This is a genomic window from Salipaludibacillus sp. CF4.18, assembly GCF_051262595.1.
Lineage (GTDB): Bacteria > Bacillota > Bacilli > Bacillales > Salisediminibacteriaceae > Salipaludibacillus > Salipaludibacillus neizhouensis.
In genome coordinates this window covers 1-23,401 of the sequence record NZ_JBIMEV010000009.1, presented here as the reverse complement: position 1 = coordinate 23,401, position 23,401 = coordinate 1, and the positions used below count along the sequence as shown (strand labels likewise).

The window sequence follows — 23,401 nt, the reverse complement described above, 5'->3', positions numbered from 1 at the left end:
TGTTTTCTTGAAAAAGAAAAGGTTGCCCCATAATATTAACGTTAATTTTATGGGGCACCACCTTCTGCTCGTTATCTTACGTTCATCTCACTAGGCTTTGGACCATTTCGTACACCACGATCTAAGTTATTAATTATCTCCATCTCGTCATCGGAAAGCTCAAAACCAAACACGTCAAAGTTTTCTTTAATACGCGATGGTGTCACAGACTTTGGAATGACGATCGAATCGTTTTGCAAATGCCAACGAATAATTACCTGTGCCCCTGTTTTATCGTGATCTCTTGCTATTCCTTGAACAATCGGGTGATTTAACACTTCGCCGCCTTGCATCAAGGGACTCCATGCTTCTAAAAAGATATCATGTTTTTTACAGAAAGTTTTCAATTCATTTTGGGCTAGGTATGGGTGGCATTCTACCTGGTTTACTGCTGGTGTCACGTCACACTCATCTAGAAGTCTCTGTAAATGCTCGATATCAAAATTACAAACGCCTATAGCTTTCACTTTTCCGTCTTTATAAAGTTTCTCCATTGCTTTATAAGTATCAACATAGTCGTCATACTCTGGTGTAGGCCAGTGAATGAGATACAAGTCTAAGTATTCTAATCCAAGACGTTCCAAGCTTTCATCAAAAGCTTTCAGTGTATTTTCATAACCCTGGTCTCCATTCCAGACTTTAGAGGTAATAAACAATTCTTCCCGTGGTACATTTGCTAAACGAATTGCCTCGCCTACGCCACGTTCATTTTTATAGATCATCGCAGTATCAATGGAACGATAGCCAACTTCGATCGCTTTCTCAACAGCAGGGGTTGCAGCTTCATCGTCTACTTGCCAAACACCAAATCCTAGTTGTGGCATTTTTAATTGATTATTTAGCGTTATAAATTTCATGGAATCGCTCCTCTGTGTTATTTAGTTTCAAGTCAGATTATACCATATTAGCATCTGTAAACTCACGTGATAGCAATTGAGCGTCCTTTATATTGGTGCAAAAAGGATGTGGAATCAATAAAGTCCGCATCATAAGGATCAAGGTTCATTCAATGGAGGTGGATTGCCTATTAAAAGAATTGTTACGGTTGTCTAAGCGAGAGTTTTTTAGTATAATGAGTGAAATAATAAACACATATAAAGTGACCTCTATGGAAGCATAGATTATAATGGTAAAAAAATCTTTTATTGTTTTAAATTCGAGGAGGAATTTAGCTATTATGACCTATTTATCAAAAATTCTGGAACATAACCAACAGTTTGTTGAAAACAAAGAATACGAGCAATATGAAACTACAAAATTTCCGGATAAAAAAATGGTTATATTGTCTTGTATGGATACGCGGTTACAAGAGTTATTACCGAAGGCTATGAATGTTAAAAATGGTGATGTGAAAATTATCAAAAATGCCGGAGCAATGGTGTCACACCCATTTGGAAGTATTATGCGAAGTATTATTATAGCTGTTTATGAATTAGAAGCTGAAGAGGTATATGTAGTGGGGCACCATGATTGTGGAATGGCCAATCTTCATGCATCTTCGCTTCTCGAAAAGTCTAAGAAACATGGGATCACCGATGAAACGGTAGAAATGTTAACTCATGCAGGTATTGATTTAAAATCATGGCTTACTGGCTTTGACAGTGTCGAAGAAAGCGTAAAAAACAGTGTTAGTAGGATTAAAAATCATCCATTAATTTCTTCAGATATTCCAGTTCACGGGTTGGTTATTGATCCAGGTACAGGTAAGTTAGAGCTCATAGTAGACGGTTTTAATTCGTCTAAAGAGTAATAGAGCTGCTAACAGTTTCATTTCATAGTAGGAATGAAATGTTATTTAAGCATTTTTATAAGAATTTATAAAATTGGCAGCTACCTTCACACCGCAAGTATCAACGGAAACGCACCCTCCTTTCGAGTAGCACCTACACGCACTACGTAGGTGCTACTCGGGGCGGTGGAAGCTGACGCTGTATTTAATAAAAGACGGCTATGCCGTTTTTCTTATAAGACAGACACAGCCAAACCATCCTGGGCATATACATAGGATATGACCGCTTAGGAGGGATGTGGGGGCATGTCCAGTATTATAATGGCAGTAGCTCAGTTTGTGAAAGAATTGCTTGTCTTTGTTTCCTTTGTAAAGAACAATGCGTTTCCTCAGCCTTTAAAGGAAAAAGACGAAAAGAAATACATTGAACTAATGAAGGAAGGCGACGCAGAAGCAAGAAATTTACTCATTGAACATAATCTCCGGTTAGTGGCGCACATCGTCAAGACATTGTGAACAAACTCCAATGTAATATTTTTGTATTCTCTGATAAAGTATATCTTAGGAAATTAAAGAGGGGGAAGTCTATAACGCAAGGGATCTTTAAAGAGTGAAGGCTAATAAATTAGGTGGAAAAAATACATATTTATAATTAAAGTTGATTATTTATAAAAAGAAACTGATGATAATAGAACTGCATCCCAATTGTTAGACACAACTAACTATTGGAGGTGCAGTTTTTTTTATGTGTTTCACTTAATTAAACTTTCTCATCGGAACACTAACAAAAATTATATCTACTACATAATCAATTTAAATAAACGGTTGAATTATCAAGTAATAGTCAGGGAGGGAAAAAGACATAATTCATAACAACTGTTTATTCAAGAGTATGAAACGTTTTTGAATCTTGGAATAGCTCCTAGAAGATAAGCGAGATTAAACGAAAATTACAAGGTATAAAGCAGAGGTGAAAAATGAGGAAAAAGAATTTCGTTTTTAAGGATGCTGAAGTCCACATGTCATCTGAATATCGTAGGAAGAAAAATAGAGATCCGAGAAAGAAAGAAAACAGGCAGTACAGTTTAGTTTTTAAGAGTATGTTATTGACTACCGCACTTTTAGGAGCGGTTTTTGCTACAGGAATAGACACTGCTTTTTCAGATGGTAATCATCCCAAAACTTCCAAAGAACATAGTTTCTCTTTGGAAGACAGAGATTCGCATCAAGGTGAAACAGCGATGATCAACAATCTTAAAATGGCAAACAAGTTAATTACAAGCGGATTAATGCAAAATCAGTTAGGCATGGATTTGATGAATAACTTAGTCAGCGGGTTAGCTTCTATCGACGCTAAATTATCCTTAGACAACGAGTTTGTGAAGTATTCTCAGCTCAGTCCTCAACTTGATAAAACCGAAAGGATTTTGGATGTAGATATAACTCCCAAAAGGTTTCCAGAATTAGAGCCTATTCGTCTAAAAGGCAAAGAGTCATTAGAAAAAGTAAAAGCACGTTTTGATGAACAAGGGTATATGTATGGCGATTTTTCTAATAGAGAAGAATTCGATGAAAAAGAGGATTCAGATGAATTATCGTCTACAGATGAAAGTGAAAAAAAGGAACCTGAATTCACCGAAAAACAAGTGAAAGATACAAAAACAACTAAAGAAGAGAAGTCGGATTCAGTTGAACCTAGCAAAGCTTCTTCTAATACGTCCGGTGGAGATTTGTCAGGAAATGAAGAAACTAATTCGACTTCTAGTGAAAAGGGGTCACCTTCTGAAAAGTCAGAACCAGATCCAAAGCCAAAAAAGCCAAAGAAGGCGGAAGCTGAACCTGAAAAAGTGACGAAAACTGCACCAGATCCAAAGCCGCAAAAGGAGGAGGAACCCGAACGTAGCAATGATGGGAAAGTAGATAGTGGTGTTTCTCAGGAAGAATTGGATGCAGCAGTAGAAGAAGCAAAAGCAAGTCGTCAGCAAGGTATTGATCAAGAAGCGGATAGGTTTGATATGGGTCCTGAAAATGAGGATGGGAAACCTGAAGAGTAGTCATTAACCACAACCAGCTATTCGATTAGCCATTCAAACCTACATTGCTAACTGTAATGAAATGATAACGATTCAAAGGGGGAATAGAAAATGAGTAAGTATTTTAGTTTAATGTTAGCTTTTGCTCTTGTGTTTAGTCTCATCCCATCTTCTATATTTGCTGAAGATAGTAACTTGGAAGATGATAATACAATTGGGACTGAGGAAGATAATTTAACAGAAGAAAGCACTGATTCGGAAGATAGCGTTCCTGATGATGGAGGTAGTAATGAAGATACGACTCCCTCGGAGGTTGAAAGTAATATTGAAGGTGAAGTAAACAACGAGGATGAAGAAACTTCAAACAACGAAGGTGAATCCGGAAAAAAAGAAGGGAAGCCATCTAGAGTTACAGATGTAATATACGAAGACGGATTTCACGTTGATGTTAGTGTTGCATCTGCTTTAGCAAAGCATAGTTACGTACCTAACTTTACTTTAGAGTTATGGACTACAGATGATGATAAAATCAGTTCAGCTCAAGCTAAACCAAATAACTATAATGAAGAAGATTCAGAGTACAACTTAGTGTTAGAACATCCAGGTTATTCACCTGATGATGAATTTGCTATCTTATTAAGAGATGCAGATGGTGTTGTAAGTCATATCGACTTTACTAACACAGAAATATTAGATGAAGAAGAAGGTGAAGTAGAAATCTCTCAATACGAACTAACAAATGGTACACATTTCATTTATACGGTAGAGCAATTAAACTACCTAGAGTCAGAAGCACTTGAGTATGAAGAGGAAGAGGGCGTAGATTTCGACAGACCCGAAACAATCAGGGGTTCTGAAGGACATCCTGTACAATCAAGTCTTGAATTTAACGAAGGGTTACTAGCCCTCCACGTTTCAGACGGTAGTGGTAACTCAGCTAGTAACTCAGATCTAGAAATCACTTTAGAAAACAGACAAGGTTCATTTGAAGCAACAACAAATGGAAGTGGTTATGTTTTTCTAGACAGATCAGATTTAACTAGTGTTTTCATGGTTGAGCCAGTAGGGAATGGTTTAGCAGGTGAAGAGTTTATTGATCAAGATATTATGACCGATACAGAACATCCAACCATCCCAGTTCATATGTTAGATTTTGAATTTGCGGTAACTGAGGAAACAAGCCATATCGCAGGTGAGATTGATTTTTCAGTAGAAACCAACTCCAACCTAGATTTAACAACATCTTGGACAAGCTTCACAGTTGTCTTAGAAGATAGTGAAGGAGAACAAATGACACGTGTCGTAAATCATGAAGATACAGTTATAGGTGGCGTAGTAGATGATACTTATGGTGTATCAGTCCAAGAAAATGATTACGCTAATGTTTCTTTATCATCGAACTCAGTTACTGTAACAGATGGAGAAGCTTCATTGAGTGCGGTTGTAGATCCTGAGTACATCTTAGAGGTTCACGATGCAGGGGATGATTACAACTTCTCAGTAATTAATGTAAGCGATATTTCCGATGATGAGTACACTGGAACAAGTAAGAACTCATTCGGTGTAAAACCAGGAGATTCTTATATGGTAGAAGATAATAACACTGGTCAGATTCATTCAGTAAATATTAACCCAGAGTCAAAAGTAACGACGTTAATACTAAGTGAAGGGGTATCATACGGTGGGACAGCAACAACGCCACACACAGGAGATACTTTTATGTATCTAATATCATTCTTTGCTTTTTCACTCGTACTACTAGGGGTTAGTGCAATCTCTATTTACAGAAAGAAAAGAATTTTACTAAATAAGAATGCAGTTGTGAGTTCTTTATTAGTTTTCGTACTTGTAGCACCACTTTTAATCCCTTACGATGGACAAGTACAAGCTTCGGGAGTAACCATAGGTGGAACACCAGGTCAATCAGGAACAGGAAGCGTTTCATCACCTTTGAATGTTTTCCAGCTGTCAGAATACATTCAATTGGCATCATTTTCATTTCAACCACCTGAAAACGAATATTTTTTAAATGAAGAATCTACCAATAAACAATTAGAGAAAACGAGAGGATTGCAACCAAACTTCTCAATTTACATTGCTCCAAGCAAGAATTCCTATGATGTAGCTATGAGAAGTGGATCGAATTTTTCGGAGTACAATAGTTCCATAGGTCGACCATTAGATGTATGGGGAACAAGTCCTTTATATGCAACGACACATACACCTATGTATGGAAGCAATGCAGAATTCCAGAGTAGGGTTATAGGCGATGCTACAAGCATTTACATCCAACAAAAGGCTAAGAGTGAAGAAGAGCGAAATTGGTTCTTATACTTCACGTCCAAGGCGTTGCATAATACTGATCCATCAAATCCAAAAACAAGAACAATAGCTGATTCTCCTAATGCTTTTGGAGATTTATTAGCGGCAGAGATAGAAGGGGGTTATTCATCAGGTAATCTAACATTATCAGCAACCGAAGCCATTGCTCTACTCATCAACGGTTATGTCGATATGTTAGAAGAGCAAAATGAATTTGTAGATATGGGTAGTCGCTATTCATCAACACAAGAATATTGGGACCAGTACAGAGAGAGGTTGCTTCTATCACTAGCTGGGTATGATTACGGAAGTGATGAATTCATGACTGAAGGTGTAACGTTCTTCACAGAAGTTGTAGCAGCCATTGGTTTACAAGATGGAGGATCTTACCTCACTCGAGATCATTCCTTCATCAGTATGGTTGAAGCAACAGATTGGTATCTTGATATACAAAAAGAAGCAAGACCTTGGAATTCTACGATTCAGGACTTAAAAGCAGAACATCAACACAAAGCAGTTGCATTAGGAGGGGCTCCATCATCTTCAGATGCTCGCACAGGGAGTTACGCCCAACATGGGGGTCTACCTTTCACCTTTAGAACAATTGCAAGAGATGGTTATATGACACCGTTAAAACCTACAACATTGAGTACACCAGTGTCTAGTAATTACAACACTAACCCTTTCGGGGGCTGGAGCTTCCAGTCTTGGAGGGATATAGATACAAGTTTCTTTGCTAGTTCTGTGCCACAGGTAACAGCCAAGCAAGTTGTGAAAGTTCTTGATGATAATGGAAAGCAGATAGATGAATTCGAAAGGGATCTTCCAGGTTACACAACATCTGCGGATAGAATTATAGAAGACTTGCAGAATGGTGATAGTATTCAAGGAAGCTATAATTTCCCTTCAAATGGTAAAGTATATAAGCTACTTGTTGACGATGCTAAATTTGAATTGCGTGATTCAAAAGATCAGGAGTCTTTACTTAAAAGCAACCTGACAGTTAATAACGGCAATTCAGATAGTTCACGTAAAGTCGAAAATAAATCACGTGCTTGGGCGATCTCCTGGGGAATAGATACTCCTCCGATAGATGACATCAATAATTACCTTGGTGGACATAATTCTTCAAATAATGCTTATAAGTACGGTAATGATGAAGATGATTATTCGAATGCAGAATTAACATTTACTTTCTACACAAAAGAATCGGATGTCACGACTTTCAATCCAAATCCTGTAGACTCTGAGCATAAAGTAGAGCAGTGGAAACTATCTAGTTACACTGATGATATGTCTGAGGGTGACACATCCCTATCAGCGTTCATGGTATATTTCCTTGCACACACATATGATGATCCAACGTTAACACCAAGTGGAAATATACCTTTTGCGTTAATCGATCCAAATACTTCAGGAGTTGATTGGGCATACAGTAGTAATGCAAAAACAGTCAAAGGAGACGATAGCGTAAAAAATATAGATGCTTATGATATAGCAGCTAATTTTAAACTTTCAGGTGATTTACTTGCGGTTAAAACGAATGATAGTATTAGTCAAAATAAACTAGCATCGTGGGTAAATGGTGATACTTTATTCGATGGTTTGATAGGTAACACTACCACAGGTCAAGGTGGAGACACTAGTACGGTTACTAAAACACACACATTTAAATATGGTGTAGATAGTCAAAACGATCCATTCAAGTATAGCGAGACCGATACTGACTCATACTCAGGCGATAATGAAATCGAAGATTTCAAAGAGATTTATGCAAATTTCAAGGACAATAACCGAGATAATTTTTCATTTACGGATATACAGTGGAAATCCGATACTGTAGTTAGTCTCTACCAAGATTCAATCTACAACAACACAACAACGTTTAATAATTATATACCAATAAACACATCTGTAGTTTCTTTCAGTGATAAAGAAGAGTCGGACGATCATTCTTATTGGAAGACGCATCAAGATGGTGCTTCTTTGCAAGTCAATCCTGAAGTTCTTATGGCTTACGATGATCAAAATGGAAACACAAATGTAACATTCGTAGCAGGTCAAGAAATGCGTGAAATTGATCCTGTGCATTATAACAAAGCGGAATTTAAAGATGTTGTTGTCACTCCAGAAATAACAGGTATGTCAGCAGCAACCGATAGCAATGCACGTCAATTAGCTTCATCGTTAGGAGCAGGCGGATCTGAAGTTATCTACAAAGGTTCAGCTACAACTAACAGTTTTGAAGTTGGTGGAGAACTAGAATTCAAGACTTATGCATTAGATATTGGAAACACAGCTTTAAAGAATACTTGGGGTAACTCAGGGTATTTTAGTAGTTCTGTAAACGACAATTTCCTTAACGAACACGGTAGCAAAAATAGCAGTGGTAAATGGGAAGTCGATTTAACTGCTGAAGGTAAGTTCTCCATTGAAGGAGACACTTACGGTGGTGAAGAAGAAGTCTTAACTGCTACAGAAAAAGATTCTTCAAACGTAGAGCATACCTTAGAAATAAGAGGTGGAAAGCTAATTGGTGTTAATGGCAGTAGAAATCTTAGTAATCTATCTTCTGATCTAGAGGAAGCTTTAGAAAGAATGAACATTGTAAATGGAGAGGTATTCAATTCATTCGAACGTAACAATGGTGCAATCCTAACGGATTCATTCATGGCGAGTGTAGGTTCGTCAATGCGTGGTGATTCTTCTCTAGCAGTTGGTAAGGGATGGTATAATGAAGATTCTGTCGTCCTAACTGTAAGAGAATTTACAACAACCTTTGATCTACCTTCTCATATGTATTCAGACAAGCTTCCAATGGAATTTGATACAATTCCTAATCTGAACACACCAATGGACATGAGTGGATTCTTCTCTAAAGGGGTAACAGGTCACTCTTACTTGAAATTACATTCAGGTAAGCTTGAAATGATATTCGACTCAGGAGATCATGATACTTTTGGTGGAGAGTACAGTATAGACTATATACTTCCAAACGTCAGTGTGATGGATAGTTTCGGACAATAAGTTTTTCTATAAAAAGACAGCCTTAGGGTTGTCTTTTTGTCTTGTATATAAAGATAAAAATGACACTTTATTTATCATAAACGGTATAGTAATGACTAATTATTGGTTAGGAGTGATTCCATGCTAAACAAAGGAGACTTTCTTTATTTCTTAATAGAATTAGATCGAAGATTATCGAATGAAAATATCCGTGGTGATATCGTTTTATTTGGAGGGTGTGTTATATCTATAGCTTTTAAGAAAAGGTATGGGATAGGGTGTCCATATAGTTTTAGAACCAAAAACGACAATAAACGCTATTGCTACAAGTATAAAAAACGATTATACTTTACAACCAAATTGGCTTAATGATGGGATAAAAACCATTCATTTAGCCATGGGTTTTGCACGATAACTATGTCTTAAAGAGTCCTTACTTTGCAATGGATGCTAAAGGCGATTTGCGAATAGCGTTAATAGCTGAGTGACCTTCTTGTTTTAGAATGAGAAATATCTTTGTTTTATCTAATGCTTTAGAAAGAGTTTAGGCACCAGTACTTCAAGAGGGAGTGAATTAAGTTGAAAAAAATTAGCGATTTAGATGTAATGAATTTGTGGCATGATTGCACTGAAATATTAAGAGAGGACATAGGTGGAGCCAGTATAAATTCTTTCAACATATTGAATCAGGTAGGATTTTATGAGTTCTTAGAACGAAATTATAGGTCTTTGCACACTGAATCGGATGGCTACTTATTGGAAGAGATCGGGATATACCTGGAGGTGAGAGGGAGGAATATTGAAGATATTAAAAATGACAAATTCAGTTAATAGGGAAGGAAGTATTTTATGATATCAAAGGAAAACTTTAACTTTATCGTTAAAAGAAAAGTACCTAGAGTTGTTTTAATTATAGCTCAAATATTAGGAATAGATAAAAAAGAAGCTTACCGTTCTTTAATATCATCACAAGCATACATAAATCTTTTAAATCCAGAATTGAATTTATGGGGGAAAAGTGATGGATATGTAGCAGATCAGTTTTTTATGGAAAGAGGTTATGATTTGAACAGGCTTCATGGTGAAGATTCTTTGGTAGGAAATGTCGACCAAGAGAAAAATAATAATATATTGGAGTTTGATGTCTTTTCTAAGGAGGATCTTATTGCTTATGTGTACATTAATTTTGGTTCACGATATATAAAAGTCAACCAGTACACAGATGATATCCTATCCAGACCAGTCCTTAAAAAAGATGAAGATGTGACAATAGAGGATATATTGAATTTTATAGCGGACAGGTGCTTCCCTAAAGAAAGAAGAAATTGTAATCAATTACTGACAGATTTAGGGTTAGAGCATTATAGTACTATAGCCATTGTTAAAAAAACGCATGGATTACAGTTTGATGACTTCACTTGGATACGTTTCAATGAGGAGGACATTGCATATGGCGATCTCAAGATCAGAGATTAGATTTTCTTCTATTGATAGAATTAGCACAAGTGTTGCAAGTAAAGGAAACCAAATAAAATGGTATAAAAATGGCTACTGGTTCAAGGCAAATGATTTTGGGTACGAAGATATAGCCGAATGGGTCGCATCTGCTGTTTTGAATTATTCTTCGTTAGATAAATCAATGTACGTTGATTATGGCTTGTGTAGTGCTACTGATGATGATTCTAAAAGACATCGAAGCTCTTATTCAAGGAATTTGATTCCTAAAGGAAGTGAATTAATAACAATACACAGATTATTAACCAAATCAAACATAAGTATTGATGTCATCGAAAATCGGAAGAAATCTACAGAGTACAAAATTAGTTTCATTATCGATAAGGTTTATACCATCACAGGTATAGATTTAACAGATTATTTACGTACCTTAATCACATTCGATGCATTTATTCTAAATGAGGATAGACATTTAGATAACATCGCCCTACTTCACAATAAAAACACAGGTTTCAGTTTATGCCCTATTTTTGATAATGGACTATCTTTATTGTCTGACACGAAAGACTATGGCTATAACAAGCCTCTATATGTAAACATAGCGAATGTGAAATCAAGACCTTTCAGCTCAGATTTTGATAAACAGATGAAAGTCTTAGGGCCTGGTTTAACAATAGATGGCGATGGGCTGATGAGGTTTCTTGATCATGAAAAAGAAACTATTGGTAGAGTATATGATTTATTGGGCTATCAAATAAAAAAATATAAAGGAACAATAGTTTTATAATTAAGGACAAGCTAGGAGGTATGATTAATGAAAGAATTGATATCTAAAGAACGATGCGTACGCCTGATAGACGAAGACCTGACATGGAAGAGATACTAGAACGTTATGGTATAGAGTTTTATGATCAATTTGAGATGTTGTTAATTAACGAGGCAAATAGATTTGATGACTGGAAAGTTCACCGTAACTTAGATACAAAGCCTATTTTCAATGATAGGTATTGAGGGACTATGTACTGTAAAAATAGTTTAAAATGATTTATCACCTAAACTCAGGCCTGAAGGACAACAAATTTTAGAGATTATAGAATAATAGTACCGATGTTATATTCCGTTTAAGTAAAAGGAGCTGGTCTCAAATGCTAGAACAAATACCAAGTATAATCACAGAAAGTGTAATCAGGCTACGTTTTCCTTGGGTAAACCCAATCAGTGCTGAGTTTTCGGATTCGGAACAGGAATATTTCTGTGAGCCTGTACCTTGGTCATTCAACAAACCGCAATTGAAGATGTTTTATGTTTTATTAGCGGAGGTAGAAGAATGGTATATAGATCGTGGCTTGCCTGTGGAAGTAAAGATATATGACCTGCGAGAAGTACAAGGTCATATATTTATCGAAGCGATATGTGACTACGAAGAAGTCTCTGACATTATTGAAAAGTATAGAACTATTTATATGGGTATTAATTGATCTTCGATTGCATGAAAAGGATCAATAGGACTTGAGGAAGGTGGGATTAAAATGGAGCTTTATTTTTTGTTCTCACTAACTGCAATATATAATAAAATTGATGATCAACCTAAAAAAATTTATCAAATGAATAAGGAGAATGATTATAATATAGAGAACAAATGAAGATAAAAAATCAACAACCATTGAATCAATTCCTATTACCCTAAATCAATTCAAGTATTTAAGCGAGATCTATCTGTTTAGCCATCCTTCATCTCCTTCCAGTGTCATCCTCAAATGTAATGCATCCCCCACTATCAACAAGAACACTCATTCCAAACGTATAAGCACCGAGCAACCGAGCAACCATTTTCCAGAGAGCGGTGTCATCCTCACTTTTTAAAATAAAATTAATCAGACGATTAATGCAATCTACATAAGGAAGACTTTAGATTTTCAACTTAGGACTTGAAAGTGAGGGGTTCTGAGTTTTTTTGTCGTGAGATGAATTACAGAATGACCCACGAGATTCAAAATTCATAAATAGGCATGGGGTCTTGACTGTTAAATTGAGCAAGATGAGCAAATTAAGTCGTTTGAAGCACATTTTATAAGTTGCCAGAGGAGATGAACAATTAGATGTAAGTAAGGTTAAGGGTGGTAAAAGTTTTTTAAGAGGGTTTATTTCAAAGACGTAATGCCAACCTTTATCTACTAAATGATAATCGAGCAACCGAGCAACCAAATGATAATGCAGAGATTTCAATTTCCATATTTAGAGAATTTTTCTTTTAGGAGAATATAATTCACATTTAATATGACAAATAGAAATGGTGATTGTAATTTGACTTGTCAGTTTATCATCACTCATATGAAATTAAAAGTGAGCGACATTTAATAACTTTTACGCACATGAATTATTAATTTCGGGTCTTGGTTTTTAAATCATGAGGAGATGGAGTAAATTGTTCAGCTGATTTTGTTTTCTGAGGCAAGATTCAAGGATTTTGACCAAGGCTAATGTTTTTCTAAGATTGCACGTGAGATGCCATATAGGTTTATCAAACTAAAAAACCTATATGGGAGGCGTTTTAAAAATGGAAGATAATACAATATTTAACTTAGAGAAATTAGTAGAGAGTTTAGAAAAAACAGCAATAGTTATTGAAGGTAACGGTAATAACGTTAAGGGAGAAAAAGAAGTTCAAAAATATTGGGTAATAGAGGTATTGAAAGGTTATAACAACATAACAGACGAAATTAATTATGCGGTGAGGCTAACAAGTTTAGCTGAGGGACAGTCGGTCATTTTTTTCAAGCAAGACCTTGAAGATACTGTTTTATCTAAAAAACTACAAAAAAAACTAGGACAAATTGGTAAAATTCGCCCTAATTATTTAAAGGTTATATCGAACTGTATAGAGGATGCAATATTTAATCAACGGGAGAAGGTAATTCAAGTCGAAGATATTAGAAGTATAGTAGCGAGTGACATAACGATTGGTGTAAGTGTAAGTTCATATTATAAAATAATGGTAGATTGCTATAAGAATAACCCACATGACTTCCCAACAAAAAGCAGTGGTATTTTTGACAAATATAAGCATAAAGGTTGTATATTGGATGATCAAGAGTTAGGTAAAGACGGTCATTACCCAATAGCAATAATAACGGGTGAATTAAGACACCTATTAGTTATCATCAGGTCTGATAATGCCTACCATGATGTCTTAAAAGATTTTATAATAATGGGGGTTATGCATGCTGATAAAGATGATGGGAAGCTTTCCAAAGTTCGTAATTACGGTAAGAGTAAAAACGGAAAAAAGGCCACTGTCTTTATTTTTGACATTAATTTATCACTATCAGAAGGAGGTAAATAATGCCAAAGAGATTAAAATCCTCAGATCCTTTAGCAACACTCGGAGGTAAGTCACAAATAATTGAAATTATTTGCGAAATAATAGAGGGTGCAATAGAAGAATACGAATTAGTTGGAGCGGCAGATTACTTTATGGGAGGGTGTAGGTTATTCCTACACCTTGATCCAGAGAGAGAGTTGGATTTTAAGTTAGCAAATGAGATTGATATAGGGGTCATCAACCTTTTCAGATGTCTTCAAGACCCATATGAAACAGACGAATTAATAGAAGCAATTTGGTTGATGGCAGATTACTATACTTCAGAAGAGGAATTTAACGATGCAAATATTGCGCGACTAAATGAAGAGACACCTCAAGTGGAATCAGCAGCATTAACTTATATTGTATCTAAATACAGCCGAGCGGCCGACAGACAAATATTTTGTTTGACTAATACTTTTAATGGTATCCCTCCTAAGAGTCTGGATAAATTGTATCATTTAGAAGAAATACTTGACGAGGTTGATATTACCTGCGGAGATTACAAAGAACAATTCTACAAACACACTCATCGTGACGATATAATAAGTTGGTTTGATCCTCCCTATGTTAAAACAGAAAAAACGAAAGGTGGTCAAACGGAGCAAACAAAAGAAACCTATGGTTACTTGCACCCTTTTACATTAGAAGACCAAAAAACTTTGATAGATAATTTATTAACTACGAACAATAAAGTTATCTTAAGTGGTTATGACAATGATTTGTATAAAGCTCTCAATAAAAAGAATGGATTTTACAAACACTTTATTGGATTGGTCACCATTCCAAGTTCAGTCAGTGGTAGAAAGGAAAAAGAGTACATATGGGTAAACTTCGAGATACCTGAATGGCTACTTCCAGAAGAACCACATGATGATGAGTTGTAATATGTGTTAGACCCTCTTTTCTATAGGAGGGTCATTTTCTTATTGTACTTTTGTAGATTTATGTTCATCCATCGCCACTTGGTATTAAACAATGATAAGCAGTTGTACCGGAAGCAAGAGTTTCATTTCTTTATCCACTTAAAGTAGTTTGGGTATTTTTGGATATCACATAAATATAAGTGTCGTATAATATTCATGTATTTTATGTCGTTTAAATGCTTTGTAGTGGCGTCTAATACTAGGGGGTTATTCCTGTCCTATGGGGAGTATTTCATTGATGACAAGTCTAGTGAATCGCCTTACGTTTCGAGTTGGTTTATGTTGTCTAAAACGTTGTTATATCAATGTTAAATCAGTGGAAAATAATTAAGTATTTTTTAGAAATTGAGTATTATTACCTATGGAAATACGGTATAATTTAACTAATAAGTAGTTAGGATTTTATAAAAAATATGGTTTAAATACCAAACAGGGACAGGTGAATATGTATGTATAAAAATTAGTTGTTGAATTTAAGCTACTTTTATTCGGAAGCATGAGGGGGTGAATGTAAAATGGCAAAATACGCTTACATTGCAATAAGTAAGTATCAATCACTAACGTTTTTCAAGGGACTAGCACAAGATGCAGACGAGATCTTTTTCGACTTGATAGACAGCTCAGGAAGATGTGACTTCAGCCAGTATTACAGGCTCTTAAAACTTGTTAAACAAGGCGATACAGTGGTCTTGCATAGCTTATTTAACATCAGTAGTAACATTCAAGAGATGTATGACTTTTTAAAGTATGCAAGAGATGAAGTTCTGAACTTGATATTGTTAGACAAGACGTACGATGAAGAATTATTTCTTAGCGAAGAGGGGTTCCATTCTTTAGAAACACTATTGGAATTTGAAGATGTTTTTCAGAAAGATAACAATTGGTCGAGACGAGTAGGTCGCCCTTCGACATACCCAGAGAACTTCTACCTAGTTTTCATAAAGTACAAGTCTGGAAGTTTAAAGGCAAAAGAAGCAGCAGAAGAGCTGAATATTCCATTGTACAAGTTCTACAACAATGTAAAGGAATTCTCTTAATAAAGTTGATTCTTTAGGAGAAGCAAGATGTAAGGAGGAGGATAATGATGATCACATTCAGTGTTAATTATTCATTTGAGGAATTAAATGCTAGTAGTTTTAAAGCGTTGGAGAACGCTAATTTTTCTAACGATAATACAAGACGTTGGTTATCAGAGGCATTCGTCAAAGATTTAGAAGGAAAGACCCACGATACTATCAACCTTCAGGCATATGCTTATACTTGCAGTGTTAATGAAGAGAAGAGAATGGGGAAAAGAGACTTAAGCATTTTAAATAACTCAGATTTTGAAGCAGGTTATAAGGGCGTTTCAGAGGCAGTATTTTTCACCAAAGATACTATTGATAAAGTAGTGTTTGAGCTAGATTATGACTTTGATTTCAACAGGTTGGTAGTAGAGTTCGGACATCTACAAGATGAATTTTTTATATATGAAGGTGTAGATATTAGAAAAGTCTTGATAGTTGCTCTAACGGGGTCTGAATATATGATCAAAAAATTAAAGGGTTTGGTGGAGGAGCATAATCTATTTGATTTCATTCAAGAATTTTTATCAAATCCAAAGGTTATGGAGTACCTACAAATAAATTACAGTCAGCATGGATCGTATCAGACTGTTCAAGAGCCTGATCTTGAAAGTTTCTCTTTCAGCAGGCAATAAAAAATTGGAGGTTTTATATATGGGAAATAATCAGATTGACTTAAACAATGATGCAATTAATTTAGAGCAATATGAAGTAGACAAGTATTTGCTTGAAGATGATATTGAACTGACGGACAGTGAAGTAGCTGAACATTGGCGAATTCCGTGGAAGCCAATCGAAGATGAAGATAGTACGGATGTCGCTATTAAAAATTATTGGAACGAAAAGCAGAGGTATTTAGCAAGAATGCGAAAAAGTAAGAAGAGGCTCTTAGGCGGGGTGTTCCATACATTTTCTGATGGGTGTTCTTTTCTTGTAGATCGAAATGCAGGTGAAATTTATCGATATAATAATAATAAATACTTTTATGAAATAAGGGAAGGGAGTATTTATTTAATAGAGTATAATTCCAACAATGTAAGGTTAGTATACGGTGACGGAGAATTCTCTACATCCGAGACATATTGGTTGAGAAACAATAAAAAGGAGGTAAGTAAAAATAACTGCAGAGGTTTTCATTTGCCTAAGGGTAATATAAGGCAAAATAATATATATCTTAAAGACCATCAAATTATGGCAGTCTTGTTCTGGGGACAAAAAATAATTGAAAATGCAATTGATGGAAAGGATTACGACATTAATCATAGAAACTTAGATAATGATGATAATCGACCTGAAAACTTAGAATTAGTTACTAAAAAAGAAAACAGACAACATGCAACTTTAATGCGGAAAATAAGAGCAGAAAAGTATAACAATATGTAATGTAAGGTGGTAAAGCAACAATGTTTAGTTGCAGGAGAGTACTATATGGATGCAAGGAAGCGAGGTGCCAATCGACACCTCGCTATTTTTCTGTCCTCATACTCATACCAAGCCAAAGGCAGGTATCAAAGAAAACGTCACTTTAATCCCTGTATGTGAGTGATTTATCGAGTTCTAACCAAAGTATGATTTTTCTGTAGACAAACAGGAGAGATGAAATGTCTGTGGGGTATAGGCTTTATAGGGTGAGTATAAGTAGAATATATTATAACGCCCCCGTTACGAAATAAGAAAAAAGTTTCCTAGCGTTACAAGGTAGGATCAAATCTTGTAGCGCGTATGTTTCATAGCTATAAAATTAAAGAATAAGCGTTACAAAAATCATTGGAATCCTTAGATTTAGTAACGTATCCGTTGCCAAGCCAGAAAAACAGGCATCAGCTGTTACAAGAAATGTCTGTAGTTCAAGAATCAGTAACGTCCCTGTGACAAAACTAAAAAGACACCGATTAGGTGTTACATTTCAAGCTCAAACTTCAAGATAGCTTCTTTCTGGAAACTGAGAGCAGCGTATTAATTATCTGATAGTTGAGGATATAAAACCTATAATAATTTATTTTGCTTACTTAACCTCACTTCCAAGGGAATTAGCTGATATCACTACTATTAATCTCTACGCGTTAAACAATTCAGAGATAGTTATATTAACTTGCTTAAACATAAGTTGATCTTAGTCTAGTTCCAAAAGCAATCTCCCACAGTTCTTCTTCCTTCATTGAAACAACCATTTAATAGCCAGTAGCATAGAGTATCGATGGGAATTATCAACATCAGACAAGCTAAATTCTATCACGCACAAGTATCCATTTTTGCAATTGAAACAAGACAATAAATATGTTTATTAGGGTATAGGTTGAGGATTTTCCTTAGTAAAAAGCATAACCTTTCTCTATTTAGATGATTTTACGCTTGTACTTCTAAGGTTTCACAATAAAACAAATAATAAGTAATTATAATCCTAAGTACTTGTTGTAATAATCCCTAAGTATGTGTTGAAGGTAGTTCATAATGTTTGTTTTTGGTGTTCTCATAAGACTTTACTCAAAGAAACGCAACAGTGTAGTCAAAAAATAGAAAGGAATGATTATCATGGATTTAGAGGAAATACTAGAAGCAGCGTTTACACGAGTCTTTTCAAAGTATGGAGAGAAAAAGGAGAATTATAGTGAAGAAGATAAAGATCTATGGCTGCAAAGATTGAATGGAATGGAAGAAATACTTTTATACGTGAAGATATCTGATAAAGATTGGTTTTTGAATCGTACTAGAAAGCCAAAAAGCCAAATGAGCGATTCAGCATATCGAACGTCTAAACATCGATTTAAAAAGGAAATGTTATCAAAAATAGGCGAGGATATCTTTGACAATATTAGCAATAGCACTTCTGCAGATGAAGTAAAACGCATAATAGAGTTGTTTAGAACGAGGTCTGGCTTTCGTAATATTAAGAGAGCGTTTCTAATGGACTTGTATAATGAGTCTATTTCAGAATGTGGTGATGCTGAATTAACTTCGGACCAGAAATTTGAAAGAATCATCAATGTAAGGGATAAAACTAACTCGAGCTATGGCAAGCGCGATAGTCTTAAACTCAATTTTATTGAAAGTTTTAGAGTTTTTGATGATCCATGCTTTTCATATACAAAACAAGCGGCAAATCTATTTGCTGATAGAGAATTTAACTTTGACGAACTATTTGTAGCAATCAAAATAGATTTAGACAGTTTCAATAAAAACCGATAGGAGGTGCCTTTAATAATGAAAATTTTAATGGAGCTAGAGAAAGCAGTTCATGAAACTCAAGAAAACTTAAAAATCGTGGTTGATGAAGAGGCAAGAGCCTTAGAACATCAAAAATTCAATGCATTAATGGAGATTGTCACTTACGTTAATTCATTAAGCTGGCTTAAGCAGAAAAATGCAAAGGAAAAACTACGATTTCTTCTAAAAACAAAATTCGATAAGGATAATGCAGCTGTCGAGTTCAATACGACTAAGAACGCAATAGAAGTCTCTCTTAGTCGTTCTCAAAAAATATTATCTAAGAGAATAGGTAATGATACGATTCGTCTAATATTAGCTGGAAAGGTAGACCAGGCAATGGCAAAGCTCAGGGAATCTACTAACCAAGGTGGACAAAATAATGAATTAATTCTAAATGGGGTATTTGAGTTTTTACCCAAATCAGAAAAGGGCGCATTCTTAATAGAAGAATGTGGGAGAGAATTGTACCTCCTCGGCAGATTGTCTCGTTTTAACATAAAGAAAAATATTGGATTAGTAAATCAGAAAAAATTAGCTCACGTCTTATATATCATGAGTAGGTCCGATGAAAGAACAGCTGATATCAAAGAAACGCTTACAAGTTTCTTGGAAGGAGATTTTGCAGACGTTGAAGGTTCTCAAATATCTGTCAAAGATCAAGTCGGTATGGTGTTCGAGACTCTAGAGGAGCAAAATCTATTTAGTTAAAAGTGAAGTTTACGCATAATCGAAAGTAAATCATATTCATTAATGTAGCTTGATTATGAAACTTACTGGCAGTATTATCCCTCATGCTATTCTCATCGCAAATTTAGGACAGATTGCGGTGGAGTAGTTACATATAATTTTATAAAGCAAAACCTTATGTCATATTTTGTTTGTTTATGTCAGTTTTTATGTTATATTATACAAAACAATACTTTTGGAATAAAATTATTGCACATATTGAAATGATAATAGCAAAGCTATGGAAACATAGTGACGCAAAGCTATAGGGGCTAAAGCAAAAGCAAAGTCAGCCAGTTACCGTTTCAGGACAACACATCCTGTGTCATTCGGGGTGTGCTTTTTTGTTTAAATATGGAAGAGGGGATGGTGCCCATGAGAAAGAGTACAAGGCAAAAATGGCAAAAAGAAATTATCTTTACTGGTCAAAATCGAATCTTAGAAATGCTTGCCAACAACATCCGGATTTCCCCTATACTTGAAGAATTGGTGATTATGTTAGAAGAACAGATATCTGGTTCGATAGGCTCTATCCTTCTTTTAAACAGGAAACAAGGTGTGCTAAACCACGGTGTTGGACCAAATCTTCCAAAGAAGTACATAAAGTTTATTGAAACTATTCAAGTGGGACCAAAAGAAGGCTCTTGTGGGACTGCTGCCTTTCGGAAAGAAACTGTCATTGTTTCGAGCATAAAAACTAGTCCTTTATGGGAGAACTATAAAATAGTAGCTTTAGAAAGTGGACTTAAAGCATGTTGGTCGCTTCCCATCTTCACGCCAAATAAGAAAATGGTGGGGACATTTGCCATTTACTTTTCAGCTAGGAGAAGTCCAGATTCAATGGATATGAAAAGGCTTGAGCCCTTCGTTCGTTTGGCCGGGATTGTTATTGATTATAAAAGCCCCGAGATAGAAGAAATCAGTCATGTAGATCCTGTGACGGGGTTACCTAATTCCACTCAACTTAAAAGCAACTTAAAAGATTTATTGTATCAATCTATGGAAAAGCAATCTTGTTTAGCTGTTGTGTTCTTAGATGTTGATCGTTTTAGTGTCATTAACAGTATCGGAGGCTATGAATTCGGAGATTTTGTATTGAAAGATATAGCCAAAAGAATATCTCACTGTTTAGGTGAAAATTGTACTATAGGTCGTTGGAATAGCGATAAATTCATTTGTGTCATTCCTTTTCAAACACAAAGAGACATACATACGTTTATTGACAAAGCATTGGATAGCTTAACTAGTCCATTTAAAGCAGAAAACCACGAATTTCTGGTCACACTCAGTATCGGTATAAGTTGTTACCCTGATGATGGTGTGTATGTTGATTCATTGGTGAAAAATGCTGAGATTGCTATGAAAAGGGCCAAAAGCAAAGGAGAAAGCTCAATTGTATTTTATAAGCCTTCTATTAACACGGATCTATCTAAACAACTAATTATAAAAAATGAACTTCGCCAGGCGGTTAAATTGAATGAATTTGTCTTATATTATCAGCCACAGGTTGATTTAATTAATAATGAAATTATTGGCTTGGAAGCTCTTATTAGGTGGGAGCATCAAACTTTGGGGACAATACCTCCAAATGACTTTATTAACATAGCAGAAGAAACAGGGTTAATCAATCCAATTGGAGAATGGGTTTTACGAAGAGCTTGTGAAGATGTGAGAGCGTTATCATCTCAAGGGTATCCGAGTTTTCGATTATCAGTTAACATCTCGGGTATTCAATTTCGTCAGCCAGATTTAGTAGAAAGTATTCGAGATATCATTACTGATACAGGGATAAACCCAACAAATTTAGTTCTAGAGGTAACGGAAAGTACGCTCGTAGATAATATAGATTTTACCGATCATCAATTAGATAATTTGAAATCCTTAGGGGTTCATATTGCTCTAGACGACTTTGGCACTTTATATTCTTCGATTAACTATCTAAAGTATTTACCAATGGACATCATGAAGATTGACCGATCTTTTGTTCAATATATTGAATCTGAGAAGAAAGACTTAGAAATATTAAAAACAATTATTCAATTAGGGAAAAATTTAAACCTTAAAGTTTTGGCTGAAGGAATTGAAACGAACGAGCAGCTATCTAAACTCAAAGAGCTAGGTTGTGAGGAAGGGCAAGGGTACCTCTTTAGTCGACCATTACCTATAAAAGAACTGAAAAAAGTATTAAGAGGTTACTTAAATAACGTATAACTGTATACCATTGAATGTCATTAAATAACCCGAATATTTAAAGGGAGGTAAGAGGGGATGGGCTCAAAGCTACAGTCCGAAAAATTTAAACCGTTATACATGGGCAATGAAAATAAATTGTCAAGCCAGGATAAAGATGTAATATCGGAACATTTAAATGAATTGTACCATAAAGAAAAATATGTTAACCTCCTATCTGTTCCAAAATGGATTTTTTATATCGTTGATGGGTATTGTAAAATGACAATCCAAGACCTCGAACATACATTAAATTTCTTAAAGGGTAATCAAACTCACGTACTGCTGATTAATAAGGATAAATTAAATGATACTCTTTTACCTTACTTGTCAATGCCAGTTAACGGAATGACCTCACTCCCTTATATTAAGAGAAATCCTAAGATTGTAATGCAAACAATATTAGATAAAGGCTTATTTTTAGATCCTGATTTTCATAGAGTAGTTGCTTTAGAAATGGACCGTATAAATGGAAAAAAACCTATAATAAGGCTGATCCTAAAGAAAGAAAAAGTGACTTGGTTATTATCGGAAAAGGAACAAAATATTCTACAGCTCATTCTAGATGGACTCAATAATGGAAAAATTGCTAAAGAGTTACATTTCGCACCTTCTACAGTAAATACAGCAATATTTAAGATACTAAAAAAAATAGAGGCTAATGATCGTACAGAGGCATTGGTTAAAGCAATTAGGAATAGGTGGGTAATTGTGCAACGTTAGCATTTAACATTGTTGAGTATGATACATAGAATGCTATTTAAACTATCAGATAGTATATAAGATACATTTTGTGGTATATGTTCAGTAATAGATCATTATACCGATTTAGGGAAGGAGAGAATGTAGTATAGAGTAGACTCTAGTATCAAAAAAATGATGCAGTTATCTGATCTGACTATCGAATAATTAAAAGATTATATGTTGGAGAAGTAGAGAGTTACCAGGATTTGAGAGAGGGGGAGGAGAGCGAAATGATTGAAACGTTGGTGCTGGAAAAACGAAGTATGGAGTTGAACGGGGAAAAGAACTCGGAATATTATAAAGAGATAAATTACGTGATTAGCATATTAAAGATACAGAACGAGAGTGAAAACAAAGAAATTATAATTAAAGTAAGACAAAACAGCGGAACCTATGGATAGCGATAGCATTAGAATATTTATTGCAAAGCAAGTAATAAACCCAAGTTAGTAGACTTACATGGGATAGTTAATGGTTGGGTTCAATTATCAAGTGAAATTTTTAAAATTATTGTTCAGTGCACACAATGTTTGGAGAGCCTTTGTATCGAAGGCTCTTTT

General features: G+C 35.2%; 18 protein-coding genes, 1 pseudogene and 1 riboswitch. Of the genes and pseudogenes, 18 read left to right on the top strand and 1 reads right to left on the bottom strand.

All coding sequences use genetic code 11. The annotated features are described in order from the left end of the window. Positions 1-71: 71 nt before the first annotated feature. A complete protein-coding gene (locus ACHABW_RS08065) occupies positions 72-896 on the bottom strand; it encodes an aldo/keto reductase (protein ID WP_435754852.1) in 825 nt (274 codons plus the stop codon). Between the two features lie 320 nt (positions 897-1,216). Here ACHABW_RS08065 and ACHABW_RS08060 point away from each other — a divergent pair, with 320 nt between their 5' ends. The 18 genes and pseudogenes from ACHABW_RS08060 (at position 1,217) to ACHABW_RS07975 (ending at position 23,242) form a co-directional block, all read left to right on the top strand. Then, positions 1,217-1,789 (top strand): beta-class carbonic anhydrase, encoded by a 573-nt coding sequence (locus ACHABW_RS08060; protein WP_435754851.1) that lies wholly within the window; start codon positions 1,217-1,219, stop codon positions 1,787-1,789. Between the two features lie 300 nt (positions 1,790-2,089). Further along, positions 2,090-2,275: pseudogene (locus ACHABW_RS08055) on the top strand (RNA polymerase subunit sigma-70); the annotation flags it as partial. A 470-nt stretch (positions 2,276-2,745) separates the two neighbouring features. Continuing rightward, positions 2,746-3,822, top strand: a complete 1,077-nt coding sequence (locus ACHABW_RS08050; RefSeq protein WP_435754850.1) for a hypothetical protein — start codon at positions 2,746-2,748, stop codon at positions 3,820-3,822. Between the two features lie 90 nt (positions 3,823-3,912). Then, on the top strand, positions 3,913-9,150 hold the full coding sequence (locus tag ACHABW_RS08045; RefSeq protein WP_435754849.1) for a hypothetical protein: 5,238 nt from the start codon (positions 3,913-3,915) through the stop codon (positions 9,148-9,150). A gap of 558 nt (positions 9,151-9,708) precedes the next feature. After that, positions 9,709-9,960 (top strand): DUF3791 domain-containing protein, encoded by a 252-nt coding sequence (locus tag ACHABW_RS08040; RefSeq protein ID WP_435754848.1) that lies wholly within the window; start codon positions 9,709-9,711, stop codon positions 9,958-9,960. Positions 9,961-9,978: 18 nt separating this feature from the next. Next, on the top strand, positions 9,979-10,605 hold the full coding sequence (locus tag ACHABW_RS08035; RefSeq protein WP_435754847.1) for a hypothetical protein: 627 nt from the start codon (positions 9,979-9,981) through the stop codon (positions 10,603-10,605). After that, the gene (locus tag ACHABW_RS08030) at positions 10,580-11,371 is read left to right on the top strand and encodes a hypothetical protein (RefSeq protein WP_435754846.1); all 792 of its coding nucleotides are present in this window, start codon (positions 10,580-10,582) and stop codon (positions 11,369-11,371) included. Before ACHABW_RS08035 ends, ACHABW_RS08030 begins: the two co-directional genes overlap by 26 nt. Positions 11,372-11,729: 358 nt before the next feature. Further along, positions 11,730-12,062, top strand: coding sequence for a hypothetical protein (locus tag ACHABW_RS08025; RefSeq protein ID WP_435754845.1), 333 nt, complete (start codon positions 11,730-11,732; stop codon positions 12,060-12,062). Positions 12,063-13,141: 1,079 nt separating this feature from the next. Continuing rightward, the gene (locus ACHABW_RS08020) at positions 13,142-13,927 is read left to right on the top strand and encodes a hypothetical protein (RefSeq protein WP_435754844.1); all 786 of its coding nucleotides are present in this window, start codon (positions 13,142-13,144) and stop codon (positions 13,925-13,927) included. Continuing rightward, positions 13,927-14,832: a DNA adenine methylase gene (locus ACHABW_RS08015; protein ID WP_435754843.1), complete on the top strand. Its 906-nt coding sequence runs from the start codon at positions 13,927-13,929 to the stop codon at positions 14,830-14,832. Before ACHABW_RS08020 ends, ACHABW_RS08015 begins: the two co-directional genes overlap by 1 nt. A gap of 554 nt (positions 14,833-15,386) precedes the next feature. Beyond that, positions 15,387-15,908, top strand: coding sequence for a hypothetical protein (locus tag ACHABW_RS08010; RefSeq protein ID WP_435754842.1), 522 nt, complete (start codon positions 15,387-15,389; stop codon positions 15,906-15,908). 44 nt (positions 15,909-15,952) lie between these two features. Beyond that, positions 15,953-16,570 carry a hypothetical protein gene (locus ACHABW_RS08005; protein ID WP_435754841.1) on the top strand — a complete coding sequence of 206 codons (618 nt, stop codon included), beginning with the start codon at positions 15,953-15,955 and terminating at the stop codon, positions 16,568-16,570. Between the two features lie 19 nt (positions 16,571-16,589). Next, positions 16,590-17,318, top strand: a complete 729-nt coding sequence (locus ACHABW_RS08000; RefSeq protein ID WP_435754840.1) for an HNH endonuclease — start codon at positions 16,590-16,592, stop codon at positions 17,316-17,318. Positions 17,319-18,467: 1,149 nt separating this feature from the next. Next, complete coding sequence (locus ACHABW_RS07995) at positions 18,468-19,121, top strand: hypothetical protein (protein ID WP_435754839.1); 654 nt, start codon at positions 18,468-18,470, stop codon at positions 19,119-19,121. 15 nt (positions 19,122-19,136) lie between these two features. Beyond that, positions 19,137-19,850: a hypothetical protein gene (locus tag ACHABW_RS07990; protein WP_435754838.1), complete on the top strand. Its 714-nt coding sequence runs from the start codon at positions 19,137-19,139 to the stop codon at positions 19,848-19,850. 240 nt (positions 19,851-20,090) lie between these two features. Then, a riboswitch (cyclic di-GMP riboswitch) is annotated at positions 20,091-20,173 on the top strand. 70 nt (positions 20,174-20,243) lie between these two features. Beyond that, the gene (locus tag ACHABW_RS07985) at positions 20,244-22,079 is read left to right on the top strand and encodes a sensor domain-containing phosphodiesterase (protein ID WP_435754837.1); all 1,836 of its coding nucleotides are present in this window, start codon (positions 20,244-20,246) and stop codon (positions 22,077-22,079) included. A gap of 57 nt (positions 22,080-22,136) precedes the next feature. Further along, a complete protein-coding gene (locus ACHABW_RS07980; RefSeq protein WP_435754836.1) occupies positions 22,137-22,820 on the top strand; it encodes a response regulator transcription factor in 684 nt (227 codons plus the stop codon). 251 nt (positions 22,821-23,071) lie between these two features. After that, positions 23,072-23,242 carry a hypothetical protein gene (locus tag ACHABW_RS07975; RefSeq protein WP_435754835.1) on the top strand — a complete coding sequence of 57 codons (171 nt, stop codon included), beginning with the start codon at positions 23,072-23,074 and terminating at the stop codon, positions 23,240-23,242. Positions 23,243-23,401 lie beyond the last annotated feature (159 nt).